At 64.5% G+C, this 22,469-nt stretch carries 24 protein-coding genes; 2 read left to right on the top strand and 22 right to left on the bottom strand.

All coding sequences use genetic code 11. The features are described 5' to 3' along the window. Positions 1 to 114 precede the first annotated feature (114 nt). The 22 genes from FJ979_RS28750 to FJ979_RS28645 form a co-directional block, all read right to left on the bottom strand. The gene (locus FJ979_RS28750; RefSeq protein WP_181165242.1) at positions 115 to 702 is read right to left on the bottom strand and encodes a lytic transglycosylase domain-containing protein; all 588 of its coding nucleotides are present in this window, start codon (positions 700 to 702) and stop codon (positions 115 to 117) included. Beyond that, positions 632 to 1,954 carry a flagellar hook-length control protein FliK gene (locus tag FJ979_RS28745; protein ID WP_140584402.1) on the bottom strand — a complete coding sequence of 441 codons (1,323 nt, stop codon included), beginning with the start codon at positions 1,952 to 1,954 and terminating at the stop codon, positions 632 to 634. Before FJ979_RS28745 ends, FJ979_RS28750 begins: the two co-directional genes overlap by 71 nt. Continuing rightward, positions 1,951 to 3,315: a chemotaxis protein MotC gene (locus FJ979_RS28740; protein WP_140584401.1), complete on the bottom strand. Its 1,365-nt coding sequence runs from the start codon at positions 3,313 to 3,315 to the stop codon at positions 1,951 to 1,953. The genes FJ979_RS28745 and FJ979_RS28740 overlap by 4 nt, the downstream gene beginning before the upstream one ends. After that, positions 3,312 to 4,637: a MotB family protein gene (locus FJ979_RS28735; RefSeq protein WP_140513644.1), complete on the bottom strand. Its 1,326-nt coding sequence runs from the start codon at positions 4,635 to 4,637 to the stop codon at positions 3,312 to 3,314. Before FJ979_RS28735 ends, FJ979_RS28740 begins: the two co-directional genes overlap by 4 nt. Beyond that, a complete protein-coding gene (locus FJ979_RS28730) occupies positions 4,634 to 5,254 on the bottom strand; it encodes a hypothetical protein (protein ID WP_140513643.1) in 621 nt (206 codons plus the stop codon). Before FJ979_RS28730 ends, FJ979_RS28735 begins: the two co-directional genes overlap by 4 nt. A 3-nt stretch (positions 5,255 to 5,257) precedes the next feature. Beyond that, entirely contained in the window at positions 5,258 to 6,907 is a 1,650-nt protein-coding gene (fliF, locus tag FJ979_RS28725) for a flagellar basal-body MS-ring/collar protein FliF (protein WP_140513642.1), read from the bottom strand. Positions 6,908 to 7,031: 124 nt separating this feature from the next. Further along, entirely contained in the window at positions 7,032 to 8,096 is a 1,065-nt protein-coding gene (locus tag FJ979_RS28720) for a flagellin (RefSeq protein WP_140496222.1), read from the bottom strand. Between the two features lie 263 nt (positions 8,097 to 8,359). Further along, entirely contained in the window at positions 8,360 to 9,358 is a 999-nt protein-coding gene (locus FJ979_RS28715) for a flagellin (protein WP_140496221.1), read from the bottom strand. Between the two features lie 213 nt (positions 9,359 to 9,571). Further along, complete coding sequence (fliP, locus tag FJ979_RS28710) at positions 9,572 to 10,303, bottom strand: flagellar type III secretion system pore protein FliP (protein ID WP_140513640.1); 732 nt, start codon at positions 10,301 to 10,303, stop codon at positions 9,572 to 9,574. Next, positions 10,300 to 10,794, bottom strand: a complete 495-nt coding sequence (locus tag FJ979_RS28705) for a flagellar basal body-associated FliL family protein (protein WP_140496219.1) — start codon at positions 10,792 to 10,794, stop codon at positions 10,300 to 10,302. The genes fliP and FJ979_RS28705 overlap by 4 nt, the downstream gene beginning before the upstream one ends. A gap of 21 nt (positions 10,795 to 10,815) precedes the next feature. Beyond that, positions 10,816 to 11,520: a flagellar basal body L-ring protein FlgH gene (gene flgH / locus FJ979_RS28700; protein WP_140513639.1), complete on the bottom strand. Its 705-nt coding sequence runs from the start codon at positions 11,518 to 11,520 to the stop codon at positions 10,816 to 10,818. After that, the gene (locus FJ979_RS28695; protein WP_181167714.1) at positions 11,517 to 12,095 is read right to left on the bottom strand and encodes a MotE family protein; all 579 of its coding nucleotides are present in this window, start codon (positions 12,093 to 12,095) and stop codon (positions 11,517 to 11,519) included. The genes flgH and FJ979_RS28695 overlap by 4 nt, the downstream gene beginning before the upstream one ends. A gap of 3 nt (positions 12,096 to 12,098) precedes the next feature. Continuing rightward, entirely contained in the window at positions 12,099 to 13,340 is a 1,242-nt protein-coding gene (locus FJ979_RS28690) for a flagellar basal body P-ring protein FlgI (RefSeq protein WP_140522322.1), read from the bottom strand. After that, entirely contained in the window at positions 13,337 to 13,861 is a 525-nt protein-coding gene (gene flgA, locus FJ979_RS28685) for a flagellar basal body P-ring formation chaperone FlgA (protein WP_140496215.1), read from the bottom strand. The genes FJ979_RS28690 and flgA overlap by 4 nt, the downstream gene beginning before the upstream one ends. A gap of 5 nt (positions 13,862 to 13,866) precedes the next feature. Further along, positions 13,867 to 14,655, bottom strand: coding sequence for a flagellar basal-body rod protein FlgG (gene flgG, locus FJ979_RS28680; RefSeq protein ID WP_140513636.1), 789 nt, complete (start codon positions 14,653 to 14,655; stop codon positions 13,867 to 13,869). 11 nt (positions 14,656 to 14,666) lie between these two features. Beyond that, the gene (locus FJ979_RS28675) at positions 14,667 to 14,990 is read right to left on the bottom strand and encodes a flagellar hook-basal body complex protein FliE (protein ID WP_181168599.1); all 324 of its coding nucleotides are present in this window, start codon (positions 14,988 to 14,990) and stop codon (positions 14,667 to 14,669) included. Next, complete coding sequence (gene flgC, locus FJ979_RS28670; protein ID WP_140496213.1) at positions 14,987 to 15,403, bottom strand: flagellar basal body rod protein FlgC; 417 nt, start codon at positions 15,401 to 15,403, stop codon at positions 14,987 to 14,989. The genes FJ979_RS28675 and flgC overlap by 4 nt, the downstream gene beginning before the upstream one ends. Positions 15,404 to 15,405: 2 nt before the next feature. Next, the gene (gene flgB, locus FJ979_RS28665; RefSeq protein ID WP_140584400.1) at positions 15,406 to 15,786 is read right to left on the bottom strand and encodes a flagellar basal body rod protein FlgB; all 381 of its coding nucleotides are present in this window, start codon (positions 15,784 to 15,786) and stop codon (positions 15,406 to 15,408) included. Between the two features lie 86 nt (positions 15,787 to 15,872). Further along, on the bottom strand, positions 15,873 to 16,532 hold the full coding sequence (locus FJ979_RS28660; protein ID WP_140584399.1) for a hypothetical protein: 660 nt from the start codon (positions 16,530 to 16,532) through the stop codon (positions 15,873 to 15,875). Next, complete coding sequence (gene fliI, locus FJ979_RS28655) at positions 16,513 to 17,910, bottom strand: flagellar protein export ATPase FliI (RefSeq protein WP_140584398.1); 1,398 nt, start codon at positions 17,908 to 17,910, stop codon at positions 16,513 to 16,515. Before fliI ends, FJ979_RS28660 begins: the two co-directional genes overlap by 20 nt. A gap of 1 nt (position 17,911) precedes the next feature. Further along, complete coding sequence (gene flgF, locus FJ979_RS28650; RefSeq protein ID WP_140513633.1) at positions 17,912 to 18,634, bottom strand: flagellar basal-body rod protein FlgF; 723 nt, start codon at positions 18,632 to 18,634, stop codon at positions 17,912 to 17,914. A 2-nt stretch (positions 18,635 to 18,636) separates the two neighbouring features. After that, entirely contained in the window at positions 18,637 to 20,448 is a 1,812-nt protein-coding gene (locus tag FJ979_RS28645) for a DUF1217 domain-containing protein (protein WP_140584397.1), read from the bottom strand. Positions 20,449 to 20,605: 157 nt separating this feature from the next. Between FJ979_RS28645 and motA the strand changes: the two genes are divergently transcribed. Both motA and FJ979_RS28635 read left to right on the top strand, forming a co-directional pair. Beyond that, a complete protein-coding gene (motA, locus tag FJ979_RS28640; RefSeq protein ID WP_140496207.1) occupies positions 20,606 to 21,481 on the top strand; it encodes a flagellar motor stator protein MotA in 876 nt (291 codons plus the stop codon). A gap of 32 nt (positions 21,482 to 21,513) precedes the next feature. Continuing rightward, entirely contained in the window at positions 21,514 to 22,461 is a 948-nt protein-coding gene (locus FJ979_RS28635) for a FliM/FliN family flagellar motor switch protein (RefSeq protein ID WP_140584396.1), read from the top strand. The last annotated feature ends 8 nt before the right edge of the window (positions 22,462 to 22,469 follow it).

Raw genomic sequence — 22,469 nt, 5'->3', positions numbered from 1 at the left:
ATCGCATCGGTTGCATTAGCATGGGGTTAGATATGCTTGGTGCTCCAAGTCCCGGCCAAGTCGAAGCGCAACGCCGAGACTTTGCGACTGATTGCATGAGATGCAAGAATACGCTCATGGGTTGCAGAACGTGCGGGCGTTGCCGGTCCATTTGCCGAAGCCGGTGGCCACCATGTTTGATATCACGCGGCAGACATAGACCTTCTGCGCCGGGTCGTTGTCGGGCCCCGCGTGATAGCGGGCGACGGCCATCGACCAGGTCACGTGACGGGCATGAAGGCTGGCCAGGAAACGCGCTGCATAGTCGACGTTCTGACGCGGATCTAGCATGTCCTCGACGCTGCGGAAATGCGCGCCGTGGTAGTGGTGATTGATTTGCATGCAGCCGAGATCGATCAGCGTCTTGCCCTCGCGTCGGGCATTGGCGAAGGTGGCAAGAGCTTCGGCGCGGCTTGTCGGGAAGACTGCTTTTCCTTCTATATTCAATGCGTTGGGCTGCAAGCTTCCCTTCTTGCCGGTCTCGGTCAAGCCGACGGCATAGAGGATGCCGGCCGGCACGCCATAGTGGTCGGCGGCGCGCAGGATCTCCGGTTCGCAAGCATTGGCGGCGGCAGCGGCGGCGCTCGCAAGACTAGATAAAGATATCGCCGCCAGCGCGCTCGCGAGAAGGCGAAGCGGGGCGGCCGTGTGCTTGCGCGTCATCATTGTGTCTTCCGGCGGATTGCTGGCCCGGTTGCTGGCCGCCAGCGCCGCTGTTGCCGCCGCCGGAATTCCCGGGTTGAAAGGACGACTGGTCGCGGCCCGCCGCCGTCTGCAAGGATGCGGTCGCATCAGTGCGGGTCGTTGCGGGGACCGCTACCGAAGGTTGTAGTATCGTGACCTTGTCAACCTCGAAGCCGAGTCCGCGCAGGGACTTGACGATGGCATCGCTATCAGAGGACAGCCGGTGGTAGGCGTCATGTGTTTGAGGCTTCAACTCAATCGAAAGTTGTTCTCCGGAGAGGCGAAGATTGGCGGTGACCATGCCAAGCTCGGCCGGATGAAGTTCGATCTTCAACACATGTGTCGCGGCGGCAACAGGGCCTGTCAGTTGCGCGGTTGCGGAGTGTGTCGAAAGCGTCGTTTTCGGGCCGCCATCGGCTGTTATGGCGCCGATCACGTTGAGGGCGGCCTGGCTCATCGGCGCCTGCGGCGGGGCAGGGAAGCTGCGCTCGGAGACCACGTCGATGCGCCCTGCCGCCGACAGTTGTTTTCCGGGCTCGTGCCGCAACGAGGACTGAACATCGGCCATGGATTTCAGCTGCGGTGCCGTCTGCTTCGGATCCACGCCCGGCACTTCGCGTTTTGGCGTGCCGGCGGCGTCGTGGACGGTCTGGCCATCGAGCTTGGTCAGCGACCCATCGACGAGCGATGTCCGCTCGGGCTTCGAGATCGGGTCGAGATCGTCATGCCCGGCGGCGGATTTCGGCCGGTAGGCCTTCGGCAGGAGCTGCCCGTCGAGCGCCGGTTCCTGTCCGGTTTCGTTCGTATCGGCCGGTCTGGCCGATGTCGAGAAATGGCGCAGGTCATGCAACGCGATCAGCAACGGCAGATGGTCTTCGAGCGGCGTCGCACCTGTCGCGGCCGCTGCGCCATCGGAGTCCTTGTCCGGCTCGGCGGTCTTGTCGTCCCTGGCCGTTTTCGTGGCCGGCATTCCGCTGGATGGGATCCTTGCCTTGCCAGCCGGCAGTGGCTCGTCCTTCTGCCCGGCAGGACCGGCGGCAAGCCTGCTCCAGCGCTCATCGCGCGATCCGGCCCCGGCTGCCGGATGCTTGTCCGGGTGGGCCGGGCCGGCCTTGTCGTCGAGCATCTTGCCGAAACCCGTGTCGTCATTTTTTCCGGTCGCCGCCGGCTGTTCCGCCGTCGTGCGCGCGGTGGTGATTCCCGGCAGCGCCGGACCGAGGCTGGGGGTCATTTCGGAGCGGCTCCAAGCATCTGGTCGATCAGGTCGAGCTGTCGACGGGTTTTGACCATGGCGGCATCGGTTGGGTCTGACGTGTCGGTGCTGGCCGCGGCCGCCGGCGCCGATGCCGGCAGGACAGTTGCCGCATCGCCCGGAGCCGGCGCGTTCGGCGCAACTGCCACTGTATCGCCGGATGGCGCGACGGCCGGCCGTTCGGACACAGCACCCTCGACGGGCGGCAATCCGGCGGCGTCGGCCGTCTGCGCGGCGGCAGGCTCGGGCTCGTGCGATGGCATGACCTCGGCAGGTGCCGGGCTGGCGGTCGGAAGGGAAGCGGGCGGCGCCACCACTTCGCCGGCGATGGCCTCGGCGGCGTCGAGCAGCGCGCGGTCGCCGTCCGACAGCCGGCTGCGGTCGATCTTGCCCAGCTTGGCGCGCACGTCCTCGATGGTACCCGATGTCACGGTGGACAGGCTTGAGTAGAGCAGGGCGCGCGGATCGCCCTGATTGGTGTTGCCGTCGCGGCCTTGCTCGGCCCGCGCCGAGGCGAAGGCGGACAGTTCGTTCAGGCCGTCGATCGCGGCGCGGCGGGCGATGCGCAGATAAATGACCTTCTCGCGCTCGGGATCCATCATCGAGGTGATATCGGCCAATTTGTCCTGGCTGATCGACATGTGCAGCTCAATCACGCCCGAGACGAAGGAGTCGGCGAACTGGCTGGCATAGGGCGAATAGAGATAGCGCTCGACATATTGTGTGGAGGCAAGCGCAAAGCGCGCCGCGTCGCGCTGCGCGACCGCAATGCCGACCGAGCGGCGCAATGCCGCCTCCTCGACCAGTGTCCCGGGGCCGAGCAATTTCGCCTCGTCGAGCAGCACCAGCGCCGCGGCCGGCTGGTCGCTGGCGAGCAGCGAACCCTTGACCAGGGCAAGGAAGGCGCCGAGGTCGCTGGGCTGCGCCATCGGATCGACCGGCTTCAAGGCTTCGATGGCCTCGCCGGGGCGGCCGTTCAGGTAATCGATGACGCCCCTGGCAAGGGCTAGATCCCGCGCATCGGCGGTGGCGCGCGACACGGCCGCCTCGACGGTCACCGGGTTGCCGCCGCTCATGCCGTAGACCAGCAGCGCGCGAAAATTCTTCGGATCCTTGAAATCGTCCTTGTCCGCCTCGCGCAAGCGCGTATCGATCATCTCCAGCAGCTTGGACTGCATCGGCAGCGCGGCGTGGTCGCCGACGGCGATACGGTCCTGAATAAGCTGTAACGAGCGCACCAGCTGATAGGGCTGCAACGAATCCTGCGCGAGGGCGGCCGTAGGCTGGCCGGCCAACAGCAAAAGGCCCATCAAGCGGCTGGTGAAGACCGCCCGCCTCATCCGCCGGTCGCCATCAGTATCTCGATGCGGCGGTTCACCGCCGACAGCGGATCGGCGGGGTCCTTCGGCTGGCGGTCGGCGAAGCCGGCGACTTCGGTGATGCGGCGCTCGTCGACGCCGCCGCGCACCAGCATGTAGTACGCCGAATGCGCGCGCGCCGTCGACAGCCGCCAATTGTCGTAGCCGGCGCTGCGGAACGGCCGCGCGTCGGTGTGGCCGTTGATGCTGATCGTGCCCTTCTGGCTGTTGACGATGCGGCCGATCTTTTCCATCGCCAGCACCAGTTCGCGGCGCGGCATCGCCGACCCGACCTCGAACATGCCGAAGTCGAGCTGGTCGGTGATCGAAATGACGACGCCCTTGTCGGTGGCTTCGACGGAAACCCCATCATGCAACTTGTCGCCAGGTTTGAAGGCATCGGCCAGCTGCTGCCTGACATCGGCCGCAGCCTTGAGCGCGGCCGCGCCCGGCTTCTTTTCGCCGGCATCGGGCTTGGCCGCCTCCTGGGCGGCGGCAACCTTGGCGTCTGCGGGTCCGGCGGTGCCGGCTTTCGCATCGGTGGCCTCGGCGATTGCCGTTGCGGGCTTGCCGTCCTTTGCCAGAGGCGCCGCGATGACCGGCGGCGCAGGCGGCACGGCCTTGACCTTGGCGACCTGCGCCTCGGCGGCCTTGTCGCCGGGCTTCACCGGATCACCTTCGATCCTGGCGCGCTGCGCGCTGGCCTCGGCGCCCGGCGAGGCCACCTGCTGAGACCAGAAATCAGGCTCGAACGGATCGCGATAGGAGGCGCCGCCGGAAGCGCCCGTTGCCGGGCCGGCACTCTGCGCGCCGCCATCGCCCTTCTGGCTGACGTTCTGCATGATGCCGGTGTTGGTGGCGATTTCCGAAAGCACCGCGTAGGGATCGGCGAACAGGTGTTCGTCGGACTGCTCCGACTGCTGCGGCTCCTGCTTTTCCTTTTTGGGATCGGATGAACCCGCGCCGCCAGCTCCATCCTGTCCGGCCTTGGTGGCCGCCTCTTCCGGATTGTCGGCGGTCAGCCCGATGGCGCGCGGACCGTCGCCGAGATCCTCCAGGCCCTTGCGGCTCGAGGTGCGGTCGACCAGCTTGACCGGATTGAAATAGCTGGCGACCGCCGCCTTGGTCTGTTCGTTGGCGGCGTTGATCAGCCACATGACCAGGAAGAAGCACATCATGGCCGTCATGAAGTCGGCGAAGGCGATCTTCCAGACGCCACCGTGATGGCCCTCCTCGTGGTCGTCATGGCCGCGACGCACGATAATGATCTCGTGCCTGGCCTGATCGGCATCGGCGACGCTCATGCCAACACCTGAGAGAGCGTTGCCGACCATTCGGCCATGCGCGTCTCGAACACCGCTTCGTCGATGGAGACCGTGAGATCGAAGCCGGGAGCTTCGATGAAGTCGAGATTGGCGGCGCGCGCTCCGAGCGACGCCTTCAGCGCTTCGAAAAGGGAAAGCGGGCCGCGAACGACTATGCGCACCGCTTCGCCATCGCCGACCGCTTCGCGGACCGCACCGGCAAGCGCTTCAAGCGAGCGCTTTTGCAGGTCATCACTGACGATGCCGCCGATGATGCGGGCGACCGTGGCGGCGACGAGGTCCGTCACGCGCGCCTCCATGGCATCAATGCGCAGCGAGACCGCCTCGCCGACATCGCCGCCGAAGCTCTCGAGAAAGGCCTTCGCTTCCTCGGCATTCGCCCGGCGTTCAGCGTCCATCGCTGCTTCGTGGGCAGCCGCAAGCCGCTCGCCAAGCGCTGCCTCCGCCTGGGCGACCGCTTCGGCGATCAGCGTGCCGATATCGGCTTGAGGCACGGCTGCTTCCGGCTCGTGCTCTGCGGCGGCCCTCGGCTGGCTGACACGTTGCGGGCGCGGGCCGAAATCCGGCAGGAGATCGAAAAGGGCTAGGGAAGGCATGGACTACACCGCAACTTCCTGGGCCGCCCATTTGCGCAGGATCTGCGCTGTGCGCTCCTCGTTGAGGTCGACCATGCGGGCAAGCCGCTCCTGCGGCGCGGGCCTGATCTTCTGGCGCAGGTCGTCGAGCGGCGTGGAGCCGGCCCGCACGCCCGGCAAGGCGCCGACGGCCGAGCCGGCTTCGGCGGAAGCCGTGCCCTCCGGCGTCGGCAGCGAGCGCTGGACCTCGTCGAAATTGGGACCGGCTATGGACGGCGTCGCCTTTGCTGTCAGGGCCGCCGCCATCGGGCGCAGGCCGAAGAAGGCCACCAGGAACACCACGACGATGAAGGCGCCGGCATTGATCAGCGTGCCGGCATGCTGGCCGACGGAATCGAGCATTCCGGCCTGCGGGACCGCCTCGCCGTCGAGCCCGTCGATGAACTCGACCGCCGAGACGTCGATGACATCGCCGCGCTTGTCGTCGAAGCCGGTGGCAGAGGTCACCATCTTCTGGATGTCGGCGACGCGCTTGGCGATCTGTTCGGGCGTGGCGTCCTTGCCCAGGATCGCCTTCAGCCGATCCTGGTTGACGACCACGGCGATGGACATCTTGGTGACGCTGTAGCCGTTGGAGACGGTGGCGATCTTCTTGGAGTTGATCTCGTAGTTGGTGATCTCTTCCCTGCGGTCGTTCTGCGAGGAGGATTGCGGACCCTCGGTGGCGGTCGTCTGCGTCTCGGGCAGGTTCTGCTCGACGCTGGCCGGCGTCGAGGCCTGCTTCTGGTTGTTGTTCTCGTTGGCGCGCACCGACTGCACCGAACGCTCGACGCGCGACTCCGGATCGAAGATCGTCTCCTCGGTCTGGCGGGTATCGGTGTTGACGTCGGCCTTGACGCTGGCGCGGAAATTGTCCGGGCCGAGATATGGGCTGAGGGCGCGCCGGATGTTGTCGCCGATCTGCGCCTCGACGGTCTGCTCGACGCCAAGCGTGCGGGCGGCACTTGTGTTGGAGGGATCATCTCCCGCCGCCAGCAGATTGCCGTTGGAATCGAGCACCGTCACCTTGTCGGCCGACAGGCCGGGAACGGCGGCGGCGACGAGATGGCGGATCGACATGGCGCTTTTCTCGGCGTCGATGCCGGCGTAGCGGATGACGACCGACGCGGAGGGCTGCTGCTCATCGCGGCGGAAATTGGCACGCTCGGACATGACGATATGGACGCGCGCAGCCTTGACGCCCGCGATCGACTGGATGGTGCGCGATATCTCGCCCTCCAGCGCGCGCACTCGCGTGATCTGCTGCATGAAGGAGGTCAGGCCGAGCGAGCCGACATTGTCGAACAGTTCATAGCCGGCATTGGCGCTGGTCGGCAGGCCCTTTTCGGCCAAGAGCATGCGCGCCTGCGCGGTGGTGCCGGCCGGGACCAGGACCGAGGTTCCGTCGGAGCCGACGTCGAAGCCGATGCCGGCCTCGCCCAGCACGAGGCCGATCTGGTTCACGTCGGCGCGGTCGAGCCCGACATAGAGCGTGTCGTAGGCCGGACGGTTGAGATAGACGGAAGCGACACCGATGACGCTCATCACCAATGCGGCGATGCCCGCCAGCATGGCCAGGCGCTTCACGCCAAACCCGCGGAGATTCGCGATGATGCTCTGGATCTGTTCCGGCACGGTCGACTACTCCCAGCATGACTGTCCGCTGGAACACTAGCCCTCGAAGCTTGTGCGAAAATGAAATCGGGCCGCGCTCGGCGCGCGGCCCGTCAACCTTGAGGTGAAGACGTCGAGTGGGCGGTCAGCTCTTGAACAGCGACAGGATCGACTGCGAGGAACTGTTGGCGATCGACAGCGACTGGATGCCGAGCTGCTGCTGCACCTGGAGCGCCTGAAGGCGGGTCGATTCCTTGTTCATGTCGGCGTCGACGAGCTGGCCGACACCGCGGTCGATGGAGTCCATCAGGCTCTGCGTGAAGGTCTTCTGCAGGTCGATGCTGCTCTTGGCCGAACCGAGGATGGTGGCGGAATCGGTCAGCTGGCTCATGACGTTGTCGATCTTGGTGATCATCTGGGTGATGATGTCGTCGGTCACGCCCGCCGCAGTGATGTCGAGATTGTAGGCGGAAATATTGTCGACCTTGGCAACCGCCCCCGCCGCGGTCTGGCCGGCGGTGTTGGCTGCGATATCCGTTGATCCACCCGCGATCGATGCCGCATAGGCGGTGTCATACAGGGTCTGCGCGGCCGCGGTCGAATAGACCGATGTCTTGCGGTCGAGAATGCCCTGGTTCTTGACCTCGCCGGCGAGACCGGAATCGAAAAGCTTGGTGCTCTCGACATCGATGTCAATCGTCCCGAGTTGGACGGCGCCGGACGAGGTGCGGTTGAACGAGGACACGATCTTGGAGTCGGGCTGGACGCCGTCATTGGCGGCCGACACCTGCTTGGAGATCACCGACAGGAAATTCGAACCGGAGAAGGTGGCGGCGTCGGCAAAGGATTTCATCTGCGCCTGAAGCGCCGTGATTTCGGTCTGCGTCTTTGCCTTGGCGGCATCCGTCTGGCCGACGGTCGAAAGCAGCTTGGTTTTGATCTTGCCGATCGTGTCCAGCACATTGTTCATGCCGGTATAGGCGGTGTCGACCTTCGAGGCGCCGAGGCCGAGCGCATCCTGCACGGTCGAGAGCGCCTGGTTGTCGGAGCGCATGGTGGTGGCGATCGACCAGTAGGCGGCGTTGTCGGAGGCCTCGGAGACGCGATAGCCCGTCGAGACGCGGGCCTGTGTCTGCTCGAGCGACTTGTTGGTGGCGTTGAGGCTTTGAAGTGCAGTCAACGCCGCAGCGTTCGTCATGATGCTCGCCAAGAAACTCGCTCCTTCTCTAAGCCGGCATGCCCACAGGCCTGGTCGGCCTGCCCATCGGCTGCGATCGTGCCGGTCGGGCCGATTCGACAACCTGTCGTAAGCTATTGGTTAACCATAGCTAGCGCGATATGGTTAACGCCCTGTTAAAAGTCAGCTTTCGACAGTTAAGGAACGAGGATTGCGCGGGGCTGGAGCAAACGCAATCGGGCCGCGCTTTTGGCGCGGCCCGATATCTTGGTGCTGTTCGTGGATGGTGAAGGCGATCAGCCGCGGAAGAGCGACAGGATCGACTGCGACGAACCGTTGGCGATCGACAGCGCCTGGATGCCGAGCTGCTGCTGAACCTGCAGGGCCTGGAGGCGGGTCGATTCCTTGTTCATGTCGGCATCGACGAGCTGGCCAACGCCGCGGTCGATGGAGTCCATCAGGCTCTGCGTGAACGTCTTCTGCAGGTCGATGCTGCTCTTGGCGGCGCCGAGCGTGGTGGCGGCGTTCGTCATGTCCTTGAGCGCGGCGTCGACGACGTTCATCATCCCCGAGATCTGGTCGTCGCTGAAGCCCTTGCCCGTTGCGGAGTCGAAGATCTTCAGGCTGGCGACCGAATAGGTGTCGCCGGCCGCAACGGTAGCACCAGCAGCCGGAGTAGCCGCCGTGGCGGTGACGCTGCCGTCGGTGCCCAGACGCGCGGCGTCGAGGATGCCCTTCGCGGTGCCGGCCGTGGTACCCGCCTCGTACAGCTTGGTGCTTTCCACGTTGACGTCGATCGTCGAGATCGATACCGCGCCGGAAGCGTCACGGTTGAAGGCCGAAACGATCTTGATGTCCGCCACGGACGTGCCCGTGCCGCTGTCCACGGACAGCATGTTGGTGCCGGAGAAGCTGGCGCCATCGGCATAGGCCTTCAGCTGCTTCTGAAGGGCGGCGATTTCGGTCTGGGTCTTTTCCTTGTCGGCATCCGTCTGGCCGTAAGAGGCGGTCAGCTTGGTCTTGATCTGGTTGATGGTGTCGATCGCGCTGTTCATGCCGGTGTAAGCGGTATCGACCTTCGAGGCGCCGAGGCCGAGCGCGTCCGAAACGGTCGACATCTGCTGGTTGTCGGAACGCATCGTGGTGGCGATCGACCAGTAAGCGGCGTTGTCCGAAGCCTGGGAAACGCGATAGCCCGTCGAGATGCGGGCCTGGGTGGTTTCGAGGTTCTTGTTGGTGGCGTTCAAGCTCTGCAGCGCGGTCAGCGCCGAGGCATTGGTCATGATACTGGCCATGTCTACTCGTACCTTATTTTTACAGGTGTTTTTTGACATACCGGATTGGCCGGTATGACGGAGCGGCATCATGCCAATGATCTGTCTGAGACCCGATCACCCGCCATCTGCGGGGAATATGGCGGCAAGTCCCTACCAAAGGACTAAACCGGACGGTTAATCGAAAAATATTGTCGAAAAAAACGGGAGGGCGCAGTTCGGCGCCGGGCGCGATCAGTTGAAGGAGCGCACCAGGCTGCCGACGAGCAGGTTCCAGCCGTCGATCAGGACGAAGAACAGGATCTTGAAGGGCAGCGACACCACCGTCGGCGGCAGCATCATCATGCCCATCGCCATTGTGATGGTGGCGACGATCAGGTCGATGACCAGGAACGGCAGCACGATCAGGAAGCCGATCTCGAAGCCGCGCCTGATCTCGGAGATCATGAAGGCGGGCACCAGGATGCGCAGGTCGACGGTTTCCTTCGCAACGGTCTGGCCGCGTTCGCGCGCGAGGTCGGCGAACAGGTCGAAGTCCTTGTCGCGCACATTGTGCAGCATGAAGGTGCGGAAGGGATCGGAAATCTTCTCGAAGGCCTCGGTTTGGCTGATCTGGTTGTCCATCAGCGGCTTGACGCCGGTATTCCAGGCCTGGTCGAAGGTCGGCGCCATGACATAGAAGGTCATGAACAGTGACAGCGAAATGAGGATAAGGTTCGCCGGCGTCGACTGCAGGCCGATGCCGGCGCGCAGGATCGAGAAGGCGATGACGAAACGGGTGAAGCTCGTCACCATGATCAGCAGGCCCGGCGCCACCGAAAGCACGGTGAGCAGGCCGAACATCTGGATGATGTAGCCGACGGTGGTGCCGTCGGCCTTGCCGATGCCGCCGAGGTCCAGTTGCTGGGCCGTCGCGATCGATGTGGCGGCGCCGAGCAGCGCCGCGGCAAGAAGAAATTTCTTCATTCGAGCAGCAACGTCCTGATGAGTACCTGCTTGGCATGCCCCTGGCTGCGGATCGAGGCGCGCTCCTCGATATCGGCCTTCAGGTGCTGATAGCCGCTGGCGCCTTCTATCTGGTGCATCTTCAGGGTGCGCACGAAGGCCAGAAGATCCTGATGGATCTCATCCGACATTGCCGGCGGCTGCGGCGCGTCGTAGACCACCGACACTTCCATCCTGATCCAGGTCTCGGCGGGCGAGGCGATGTTGGTGGTGATCGGCGCCAGCGCGACGAGTGACGGTCCCGTGCCGGGCTCTTGCGCGTCGGCGGGCTTGGGCACCTTGCCCTCGTTTTCCGGCGCGACGGGTACCGATGCCGGTGCCCCCACACCCTTGAGATAGCCGCCGGACAGCCAGCCCATGCCGATGGCGGCAGCCGTCACCAGGAGCAGCATGGCGCCCTGGACGGCAAGGGAAGGACCCTTGCGAGACGGAACCTGTTCGACGCTGGCCACGGTGCTGCGGTCTCCAATGCCTTAGAACGGAAGAACCTGGTCGAGGATCTGCTGGCCGTAGGCCGGCTGCTGGACCTCGCTGACGCGGCCGCGGCCGCCATAGGAGATGCGCGCCTCGGCGATGCGTTCATAGGAGATGGTGTTCTCCGCGCCGATATCCGACGGGCGCACCATGCCGGCGATGGTAAGCACCCTGAGCTCATAATTGACACGCACTTCCTGCGAGCCCCTGATCATCAAATTGCCATTGGGCAGGACTTCGGTGACGACGGCAGCGACGTTGAGCTCCAGGTTCTCCGAGCGCTTGATCTCGCCGTCCGCATTGGTTTCGGTGCTGGAGCTCAGGCCGGCGTCGCCCTTGCCGCTCGTGCTCTTGTCTTCCCATCCGAGCGTGACGTCGTAACCCAGCTTGCGCGAGGCGGTGCGGCTCCTGTCGTTCTGGTTCTTGAAGTTGGCCTTGTCGTTGAGCTTGATCCTGACGGTGAGAATGTCGCCTTCGCGCAACGCCCTGGGGTCGGTGAACAGCCGGCTCTGGCGATCGTCCCACAGCGAGAATTTCTTGACCGGCGCGGCAGGCGGCTCAGGATAGCTGTAGGGCGAAGCTCCTTCACTGCCGATGCCGGAACCGACCGGCGACAGTGAAGGCTCCCTGCCGATCTCCTTGAGATTGGTGCCGCAGCCGGACAAAGCTGCGACCGCGCACAGGATGAGCGTTCTGCGGATCATGACGGATCTACCCTTCGGGCTGCGCTGGCCATGATGCCGGTGAGCGTCGCCGCCGCCTTCTGGTCCATTTCGTTGAGGATGACGCCGGCCTTGCGCGAATCCAGCTTCATCAGGATGGCCGCGGCGAGATCGGCATTGACGATGGCCAGGCGCTCGGCCGCCGCGTCGGGCTTCATGCCGGCATAGATCTTGACGACGCTGTCCTCGGCCCGGGCCAGGAACACCTCGCGCCGCTTCAGCCAGGTCTCGTATTCGGCCCGCTTTTCGTCCAGTGCCTTCATGCGTTGGTCGATGCCGGCCTGGAGCTGTTTCAACTCCTCCGCCTGCAACACGTAGCGGCGGTCGCGGGCGGCGTCGGCTATGTTGGAGCAGAAGCGCTCGATCTCGCTTTGGTCGGGAGCCTTCTCCCGGGCCAACAGCTGCGGCGCGGGTGCGGGCGGCGCCCCCGGCAGGACCTGGCGGACGGCTTCCTCGGCATGCACGCCGCTGGAAAAGGCCGCCAGAGCGCAGGCCGCGAACAGGATCGCGGCGGGGCGGCATCCTTGATGGAATGAGGGGAAGAAGATCATCGGCATCGCCTATTGGAGAACCAGATCGGCTTGCAGGGCGCCGGCCGACTTGATGCCTTGCAGGATGGCAATGATGCCGTCGGGCTTCACGCCGAGGCGGTTGAGGCCGGAAACAAGGGTTTGCAGGTCCGGGCCGTCGAGCACGGCGACGCGCGCGTCGGGCCGGCTGGCGTCGATGGCGGTGAACGGCTCGACGGCGGTTTCGCCCTTGGAGAATGGTTCGGGCTGCACGACGCGCGGCGCTTCGGTGATGCGCACCGTCAGCGTGCCGTGGCTGATGGCCACGCGTGAGATCTTGACGTCGTTGCCGATGACTATGGTGCCGGTGCGCTCATCGATGACGACGCGGGCCGGCGTATCGGATTCGACCACGAGGTTCTCGATCTCGGCGTAGAAGCGGGCCGCCGATACGCTTTTCGGCCGTCTGATTTGCACGGTGCGGGAATCGCGCTCGGCCGCCACGCGCATGCCGAAGCGCTGGCTGGTGTAGTCATTGATCGCGTCGGCGATGCGAATGGCGGTCGAGAAATCGGGATTGCGCAGCTGCAGCGTCAGTATCGGCTGGTCATCGAACTCGGCCTTCACGGCACGCTCGATGATGGCGCCGTTCGGCACGCGGCCCGCGGTCGGGACGCCTTGCGTCAACTGCTCGGCCTGGCCCTGGGCGGTGAAGCCCGAAACGATGACCGCGCCCTGGCCGACGGCATAGATTTCGCCGTCCGCCGCCTTCAGCGGCGTCATGATCAGCGTGCCGCCGGCGAGCGAGGTAGCGTCGCCCATCGAGGAAACGTCGATGTCGATGCGCGCGCCCGACTGCACGTAGGGCGGCATGTTGGCGGTGACGATGACGGCGGCCACGTTCTTGGCGCGCGCTCTGCCGCCTTCGGTGGCGATGCCGAGATTCTCCAGCATGGCGCGAATCGACTGTTCGGTGAACGGCGAGTTGCGCAGGCTGTCGCCCGATCCGGCGAGGCCGATGACCAGGCCGTAGCCGACGAGCTGGTTGTCGCGCGAACTTTGCAGCTGCGCGATGTCCTTGATGCGCGAGGCGACCTGGCCCGGCGGCAGCGAGCTTGGCCCGGGCGAGACGCGGAACATGCGCGTGGTGGTGGCCGGATCATATTCAGGATCGTCATAGACGCCGCCATTCCTGGCGGCGAGTTCGCGCTTGGCCTTGGGCGTGAGGCCGTCGGCCAAGGCAGGCTGCAGGCCGAGCGCGGCCGCAAGCAGAAGAGCAAGCGGACGCATCATGAAGCGCTGACCTGGATGGTTCCGTCAGCCATCACCGTGCCGGAGAGAATTTTCCCGCTGTCGCTGTTGCGAACCTTGATGAGATCGCCGGCCGAGCCTGGCTGCAAGGTCACGGCGGTGGCCGATATCGTCAATCCGCCGGCGATGAAGAAGACCTGCACGGCTGCGCCCTGCTCGACCAGCCAGGCGTCGCGAATGGCGGCGGCGGGGATGTAGCGGCCGGGCAGCAGCGTGCGCTTGGCGATCTTGCCCTGGAGTTCCTCGGCAAGGGTGGCCACCGCGTCGGGCTTGTGCTTGCCGGGGATGAGGGTCACCTGCTTGAGGGCCGCGAGCTCGATGGTCTCGCCGGGATAAATGACCCGGTTTGGGATCAGCACGACCTCGCCGGCAGGCTGGCTGCTGGCGATCTGCGTTGCCGACCGGTTGGCCGCGTCCTGCGCGAAAGCCGGCATGCCGCCGGTCACCAGCGCAAGGACGAGCGCGGTGCGGCGGAACGCGGAGCAGGAGACCGGACCGGCCATTGTCGTTACCTGATGTTCTTGGAGACGACCGAGGCCATGTCGTCGGCGGCCTGGATGACCTTGGAATTCATCTCATAAGCGCGCTGCGCCGAGATCAGTTCGGTAATTTCCTTGACCGGGTCGACGTTGGAGGCCTCGAGATAGCCTTGCTGGATGGTGGCGAAGCCGGGATCGCCGGGCACGCCGGCATTGGCCGGGCCAGAGGCGGTCGTTTCCTGGAACAGATTGTCGCCGAGCGGCGCCAGTCCCGCTTCGTTGGCGAAGTTGACGATCTGGAGCTGGCCGAGATTCTGCAGGTCGGTCTGGCCATCGATGCGGGCGAAGACCTGGCCCGTCTTGTTGACGATGACCTCGACGGCGTCGACCGGGACGTTGATCGCTGGAATGACGCTGGCGCCGTCCACCGTCACCAGCTGGCCTGTGGCGTTGGTGTTGAAGGCGCCGGCGCGGGTGTAGAGCGTGCCGCCGTCGGCGCCTTCGATCTGGAACCAGCCCCTGCCGGTGAGCGCCATGTCGAAACTGTTGCCGGTGCTGGTCAGTTCGCCCTGGGTGTGGACGTTGCGCACGGCGGTGGTCTTGACGCCGAGGCCGATCGAGACGCCCTCCGGCACCAGCGAAGCGTTGGAGCGGTTGGGCACGCCTTGCGTGCGGTCGACCTGGTAGAGCAGGTCGGAGAATTCGGCCCGCGCCCGCTTGTAGCCGGTGGTGTTGATGTTGGCGATATTGTTGGCGATGACTTCCAGATTGGTCTGCTGGGCGTTCATGCCGGTGGCGGCGATGGCGAGTGCTTTCATGGCCGAACTCCTCAGATGCCCATGCGGCTGACTTCGAGATAGGCCGAGACCACCTTGTCGCGGATGGCGACGGCGGTCTGCAGCGCCTGCTGGGCGCTCATCACGGCATCGACGACCTGACGGGTGTCGGCGTCGCCCTTAAGCGCCTGGACCGAGACCTGCTCGGCGTTCTGCAACGTGTTGACGGTCTTTGTGGCCGCCTGGCTCAGCGCCTCGGCGAAGGAGGTGCCGAGGTTGCCTGCGGTCGCGGGCGCAACGCCGCCCTGAAGCAGCTCAGTCGCCGTGTCGCCAAGTCCAGGCTTCAGGTTTAGCGCGCCGATGCCGTTCACGATCATTGGTTCCTCATCAGGTCGATGGTCATTGAAATGAGATCGCGCGCCTGCTTCACGACTTGCAGGTTAGCCTCGTAGGAGCGGTTGGCCTCGGTCATGTCGGCCATTTCGATCAGCACGTTGACGTTGGGCATCTTGACGTAGCCCTTGTCGTCGGCGGCCTCGTTGCCGGGCTGGAATTCCACGGGAAAATCGCTGGGATCGCGGTCGATCGAGTTCACTTCGACCGTTGAGCTGCCAGTGGTCCGGTCGAGCTCCGAGACGAAGCTGATGGTCTTGCGGCGATAGGGGTCGGAGCCGGGGGTGGTGCCGGTCGACTGGGCATTGGCGAGGTTTTCGGAAACTACGCGCAGCCGCTCCGACTGGGCGCCGAGGCCGGAGGCTGCTACTTTGAGGGCTGCTGTGAGCGCGTCCATGGTCAGCTCTTCACCGCCATCATCATCATCGAATGGAATGCCTTGACGATTGCCGTGTTGAGCTCGAAGGAGCGGCGCACCTCACCGGCCTTGAGAAGCTGGTCCTCGAGCACGACGGTGTTTTTTGACGGCATGACGACGCCGTCGTCTTCCTGTGGCTTGATCGCGAAACCGGCATTGGTCGCGGCGCTGCCGAGGTGTCCGGCCTGTGTCGTCTGCAACGACACCGCCGCGCGGTCGAGCACCTTTTCGAACGGCTCGACATCGTTTGCCGTATAGCCCGGCGTGTTGGCGTTGGCGATGTTGCCGGCGACCGCCGACTGACGCACGGCCAGCCATTGCGCCTGCTTGGCGGCGAGATCGAAAAGAGAAACGGGGTCCATGGGAATCTCCGGGCGTGTGCCCAAAGACTAGGCCGCCAGTCTTGCGCGGACCTTGCGGGCGGACGCAACCGGCAAGCGCGGCGAACTTATCTGGAAAGCTCGATCACCTGGTTGGCGCTGGTGACCATCACCCATTTGCCGTTGCGTTGCTCGATCGACGACACCTTGTTGGAATCCGGCAGTATCGAGCCGCGCTGGACCATCCACAGCCCGGTGTCGTCCTCGATCATGGCGCGGCCATTGGCGACGTGGACCATGCGGAATTTGGTGACGTCGGCCGGAAAGGGCTGGTCATCTGGTGTCGGGGCGGCGCTGGGATCGTCCTGCACGGTTCCGGTGGCAAGCAGGTCGATATTGGCATTCGGAACGTCCTTGGCCGTCAGCGGCGCGCTGCGCTCGGCAACCACGCCGCCGCCCTCGCGTCCAGAATTGGTGCCGGTGCCGCCGAACTTGATTGCCTGGACGCCGAACTGTTCCTGATTGAAGAAGATATACCAGGGGAACAGCGCGCAGATCAGGCCGAGCGTGATGCCGAGCGCGGCGATGACGAAATCGCTGCGCCGGCCGACCTTCTTGCCCAGCCTGGGAAACGCGGTCTTGGGCGGCTGCGGCCATTGCGGCGCGGCGAAGAGCCCGTCCATGGCCGAGTTGCGGCTGGCTTCGATCTCTTCTTCGGCTTTCGCCTCAGCGATCATTTCGCGCAGGATACGCTCGGTATGCTGGAGCTCAGTCCCCTTGTTCGGCATTCTGCTTTCCCTTGAGATGGCGGGCGAGATCGGAGAACGGATCAGCGGACGGGCGGTCCTTCGGCGATTGCATCAGCGCTTCGTAGATCAGGGGTACCTGGCGCACCGCCATATCGAGTTCCACGTCGGCGCCGCCCTGGTAGGCGCCGAGCAGGCGGATGTCGCGCGTGTCCTCGAAGCGGGAGATCATCGACTTCAGCCGCGTCACCAGCGCGCGCTGCTCGACGCTCCAGGCCTTGCCGGCCAGGCGTGATATCGACGACAGCGGATTGACCGGCGGATAGCGGCCCTGTTCGGCGATCGCGCGGTCGAGCACGACATGGCCGTCAAGGATGCCGCGCACGGAATCGGCCACTGGATCGTTGTGGTCGTCGCCGTCGACCAGCACGGAAATGATCGCGGTGATCGATCCTTTCCCTTCCACTCCCGGCCCGGCGCGTTCGAGCAGCTTCGGCAGCTCGGTGAAAACCGAAGCGGGATAGCCGCGCGCGACCGGCGGCTCACCCGTTCCCGTCGCCACTTCGCGCAGGGCGTGGGCAAAGCGGGTGATCGAATCCAGCACCAGAAGCACGCGGTGGCCCTGGTCGCGAAAATGTTCGGCGACACGCATCGCGGTGTCCGGCGCCCGCCGGCGCATCATGGCGCTTTCGTCGCTGGTGGCGACGACGGCTACGGTCTTGGCCATGCTGTCGCCGATCGTGTCCTCGAGGAATTCGCGGACCTCGCGGCCGCGTTCGCCGATCAGCGCCACGACCACGGTGTCGAAGGCGTCTGCGCCGGCGAGCATGGCCAGCAGCGTCGACTTGCCGACACCGGAACCGGCAAAGACGCCCATGCGCTGGCCGAAACAGAGCGGCGTGAAAATGTCGATGATCTTGACCCCGGTCATGAAGGCGGTGCCGACGCGCTGGCGCGCCATGGCGCCGGGCGTGGCGGCCCCGGACATGCCGTCGCCCCTGATCAATGGCGGGCCACCGTCGATCGCCCGGGTGAGCGCGTCGATCGTGCGGCCGCGCCACGAGGCATGCGGCGCCACGGCGAGCGGACCGCGACGGAAAACGGCGTCGCCTATGCCGGCATCGGCACTGCGTTCGAAGGGGGCCACGACAATCTCGTCGCGGCTGATCTTGACGATCTCGCCGCGGCGCGTGCCGGCATGGCCGCGCTGTTCGACAAAATCGCCCAGCCTGGCGAAATCCGAAAGGCCGCGCACCTTGTAATGCGTCGATGTGACTTCGGTGACGAGGCCGCCGCGTTTGAGCAGTCCCTCGGCATCGCTGAAGCGCCGCCATATCCGCTCCAGCGCGGCAAGCCGGTCTTCCGGCGTTGGCTGGGGCAGTCTTTCGGGTGCGCGCAGGGTTGGCTGGTCGAGCGACATGTTACTTCGAGCCGAGCGTCTTGATCGCCTCGTCGGTGGAGGAATCAGTCTGCCGCATCAAGGCGGCGGTGTTCTCGAAAGCGCGCTGGACCATGATCAGCCGCGTCATCTCCAGCACCGGATTGACGTTGGATTCCTCGACGAAGCCCTGGGCGACGCCGATATCGGCGCGATCGGTCACCGGCTCGGGCGTGCGCGCCGGCACGATACCGGAATTGCCGTAGCGCACGAAATTCTCACCCGGATCGAAATTGTACAGGCCGATGGAGCCTACCAGCTGATCGTTCTGGCGCAACGATCCGTCGGCTCCGGCCTTGGGCGGGCCGTTGCGGGGGTCGAGCTGGATCGGTGCGCCGCCGGCGTCGAGCACGGGATGGCCCTCGACCGACATCAGCTCGCCATTCTCGTTCATCGAGAAGCGGCCATCGCGGGTCATGACGGTGCCGACCGGCGTCTCGATGGCGAACCAGGCGTCGCCCTGTATGGCGAAATCGAACGGATTGCCGGTCTCGGTCAGAGAGCCATGGGCGCCGGAAAGGTAGGTCTTGCCCGAGGAGGCGAAGGACACGGATTTCGGCCCGGTACCGGACACCACGTCCTCGAACTTCACGCCGGTGGCGCGAAAGCCGACGGTCGAGGCGTTGGCGACATTGTCGGCGATCGTGTCGAGCCGACGCTCGAGCGCGATCTGCGAGGAAAGGGCGACGTAGAGACTGTCCCGCATGGTCAGAACTTCAACTTCTGCATGGCCATCATCAGGTCGGTGGAGATCCCCGCCGTGACCGGCTTGGCGAAGAGCACGCTGATCGACGACACGGCTGACGAGGTCGGGTGGTTGATCTCGTACATGGAGGTGAAGCGGGTCAGGAACTTGCCGAGCTTTTCGGGGTCGGAGAAATCGGAAATGTCGAGCTTCTGCTCGAACAGCTGCGCCTGCTTGTCGACGTCGGCGGTGGCGAAGGAATCGGGCAAGCCGAGCACTGTGCGCACCACACTGGCAAGAGCGGTGTCGGCGAGCACATTATACCAGCTGGTGATATCAGGCGCCTTGCGCTGGAAATAGAGCGCCAGCCGTACGCCCTCGTTTGTTTGGCCGGCATCCTCCTCCAGCGTCTGGCGCATGTATTTGTCGACGGTCGGCTGCTGTGCCGGATTGGTCGTGGTGGCCGCTTCGCCGTATTGTTCGAAGTTGAAGGCGGAGGCGAGCCCGGCATAGGCTTTGTTGGTCATCTTGTTGGCGACGCTGTCGGGGTCGCGGACGCCACCGGCCAGGACGCTGCGGATGAGATCCTTGCTCTCTGTCGCCGGATCGAGCGCGTAGGCCGACAGGGCATAATTGTACAAGCGGCTGTTGGCCATCAGATCGTCGATGGATTTCACGTTCGTGATGTTGGCCAGGTAATATGCGGTCTCCGACTTGATGTAGTCCGCATTCGGCTTGATCAGGCCAAGCGCCGACTCTGTCGTGTAGATTTTCGGCGTATCTTTCAGCACTGCGTCGCGCGAGGTTGTCTGATCGCCGTATTGGGCAAAATCGAAGGCCGTGACAAAGTTGGCGTATCGTTTATCGGTCAGCTTGTTTGCAGGGCTGTTGGGATCGCTCACGCCGCCCTCGAGCATGGCGCGGATCTGCCGCGGGGTTTCGGTTGACGCATCCAGTCCATAGGACGCCATGGCGAATGTAAGCAGGCGCTTGTCCGCCATGAGGTCGTCAATCGACTTCACCTTGGAAACGTTTGCCGCGTAGTAGTCGGCCTCGCCCTTGACGTACTGCGCGCTCGGCTTGACCAACGTCAGCCCGGCTCCGGCCATGTAGCCCTTAGGCACCGCCTGCTGGACGTTGTCGCGCGTGGTCGTCTGATCGCCATACTGGGCGAAGTCGAACGTCGAGACGAAGTTGGCGTAACTCTTGTCGGTCAGCTTGTTGGCGGGACTGTTGGGATCGCTGACGCCACCTTCGAGCATCGCCCTGACCGTTGCGGCCGGTTCGGTTTCGGCGTCGAGCCCGAATGCGGCCATCGCGTATGTCAGCAGGCGGCTGTCGCCCATCAGGTCGTCGATCGACTTAACCTTGGAGATGTTGGTGACATAATAGGCGGTTTCGCTCTGATAGTAAGAGAAGCCCGCCTGCGAGGCGCCGATCTGGACTTGCAGCGCATAGTTGCCGGTCACCAGCTGCTGCGACTTGTTGTAAACGGTGGTATTGGCGCCGTTGGCTGCGAAGTTGAAGGCGCTGACAAATTCGGCGTAGCGCTTGTCGGTCAGCTTGTTGGCGAAACTGTCGGGGTCGGAAACGCCTTCCTTGAGCGCCTTGACCATGAACGCCTTGGCGTAAGCCATGTCCTCCAGGCCGTAGGCCTTCATGGCATATTTGAACAAACGGTCATTGTTGACGAAATCGTCGATCGATTTCACCTTGGTGATGTTGTCCAGATAATATTTGGTGTCGCGATCGACCGTCGGCTGCTTTTCGATGCGGTCGATCGACTTGTCGATGTCCCTGGTGATCAACTGGTAGCTGGTGTAGGTACTGAGCAAGGACGCGCCTCCGGCCGAAGCTATGCCAGCACAATAGACTCACTTCCTTGCGCGAAACTGAATCGCGCCGATCGGCTCGATACCGCTCCGATTCAAGCCTCACACAAGGCACGGGGACTATCCCTTGCACCTGACTTGAAATGCGGAAGGACCTCTCGTGGGCATTCTGATTGGACTGGTGGTGACGCTCGGCTGCGTCCTTGGCGGCTTCATGGCCATGGGCGGGCATCTGCATGTGCTGATGCAGCCCTGGGAAGCGGTGGTCATCTGCGGCGCCGCACTCGGCACCTTCCTCGTCGCCAATCCGATGAAAACGGTCAAGGACACCGGCAGGGGCATCCTCGAAGCCTTCAAGCAGGCCGTGCCGAAGGAGCAGGATTATCTGGAAACGCTCGGCGTGCTGCACAGCCTGATGCGTGAACTGCGTTCGAAGTCGCGCAGCGAGGTCGAGGCGCATATCGACAATCCCGAGGAATCGGCGATCTTCCAGGCATTCCCCACCGTGCTGAAGAACCACGACCTGACGCATTTCATCTGCGACTATTGCCGTATCATCATCATCGGCAACGCCCGTTCGCACGAGATCGAGGCGCTGATGGATGAGGAAATCCAGACCATCAAGTCCGACAAGATGAAAGCCTACCACGCGCTGGTGGCGGTCGGCGACGGCCTGCCGGCGCTCGGCATCGTCGCCGCCGTGCTCGGCGTGGTCAAGGCGATGGGCGCGCTCGACCAGTCGCCGGAAATCCTCGGCGGCCTGATCGGTGCCGCCCTCGTCGGCACCTTCCTTGGCATCTTCCTGTCTTACGCGGTGGTCGGGCCCGTCGCCACCAAGATCAAGACGGTACGCGAGAAGAAGAACCGCCTCTACATCATCGTCAAGCAGACGTTGCTCGCCTACATGAACGGCGCCCTGCCGCAGGTGGCGATCGAGTTCGGCCGCAAGACCATATCGTCCTATGAGCGGCCGACCATCGACGCCGTCGAGCAGAGCACGATGAACACCGGCTCCGCCGAGAAAAGGGCCGCCTGAGCGATGCGCGACAGATCGGTGCCGACATTGTCATGACCAGTCCCGGCAGTCCCTCACAAGCGCGCTCGCTGATCATCGAGCGCCTGGTCGGCGACAGCGGCGAGGCCGCCCAGGTCATCGGCACCGGCCGGGGCATGGCAGAGCGCGCTGCGCCGCTGCTGCAGAAGAGCCTGACCAGTGAGCTTGGAGTTCCTGTCACCGTCGATCTCAGGGGCGTCGAGGTCAGCCGCGTCGCGGAGGCCCGCTCCCGTGCCGGCGAAACGTTTGCCATGACCATCGTTGCGTCAGCCACGTCCTCCGATGCCATGACCCTGGTGATCGATGCGCCGGCGATCGCGGTCACGCTTTGCACGCTGTTCGGCGGCGACCCGGAGATGCCGGCATCGCCGATAGAGCGTGATCTGTCGCAGATCGAGGTCGATGTTTCGACCATGATGTTCCAGCAGGTCGCGCAGGCACTGAACGGATCGGGACGACGGTCGCTCGACCTGCGCCTGCCAGTGCCGCGGGCGATGTCGGGCAGCGAAGCCAAACGACACGTGTTGCGCGACGGCGCTGCAATCCGCATCGTCTTCGGCATCTCGACGCCGGCCGACAGCGGCACCGTCACGGTGACGATGCCGCAGCGTGTCGTGCTGGCCAGCCGAGACAGCGCTGCTGCCGGCGGCGAGAACGATCAGGGCGCCAGCTGGCGCGCGCGCTTTTCGGAAGAAGTGATGCGCTCCACGGTAGCGCTCGAGGGGACCATGCCGCTGGCCCGACTGACGCTCGGCGATCTTGCCGATTTCGAAATTGGCCAGATCATCGAATTCGAGGCAACGGCGCAATCGCAAGCGCGTCTCGGCGCGCGCGGCAAGACGCTGTTCGTATGCGAGTTCGGCAAGCTGGGACAGAATTACACCGTCCGGATCAAGCATCCCTATGATGCCGGACAGGATTTTATCGACGGGCTCATGCCGGCTGGTGCCGGGCACGCCTGAGCTTTTGG

Source organism: Mesorhizobium sp. B1-1-6 (assembly GCF_006443035.1).
Classification (GTDB): domain Bacteria; phylum Pseudomonadota; class Alphaproteobacteria; order Rhizobiales; family Rhizobiaceae; genus Mesorhizobium.
The sequence above is the reverse complement of the archived record's forward strand: the minus strand, read 5'-3'. Positions and strand labels throughout refer to the sequence as shown.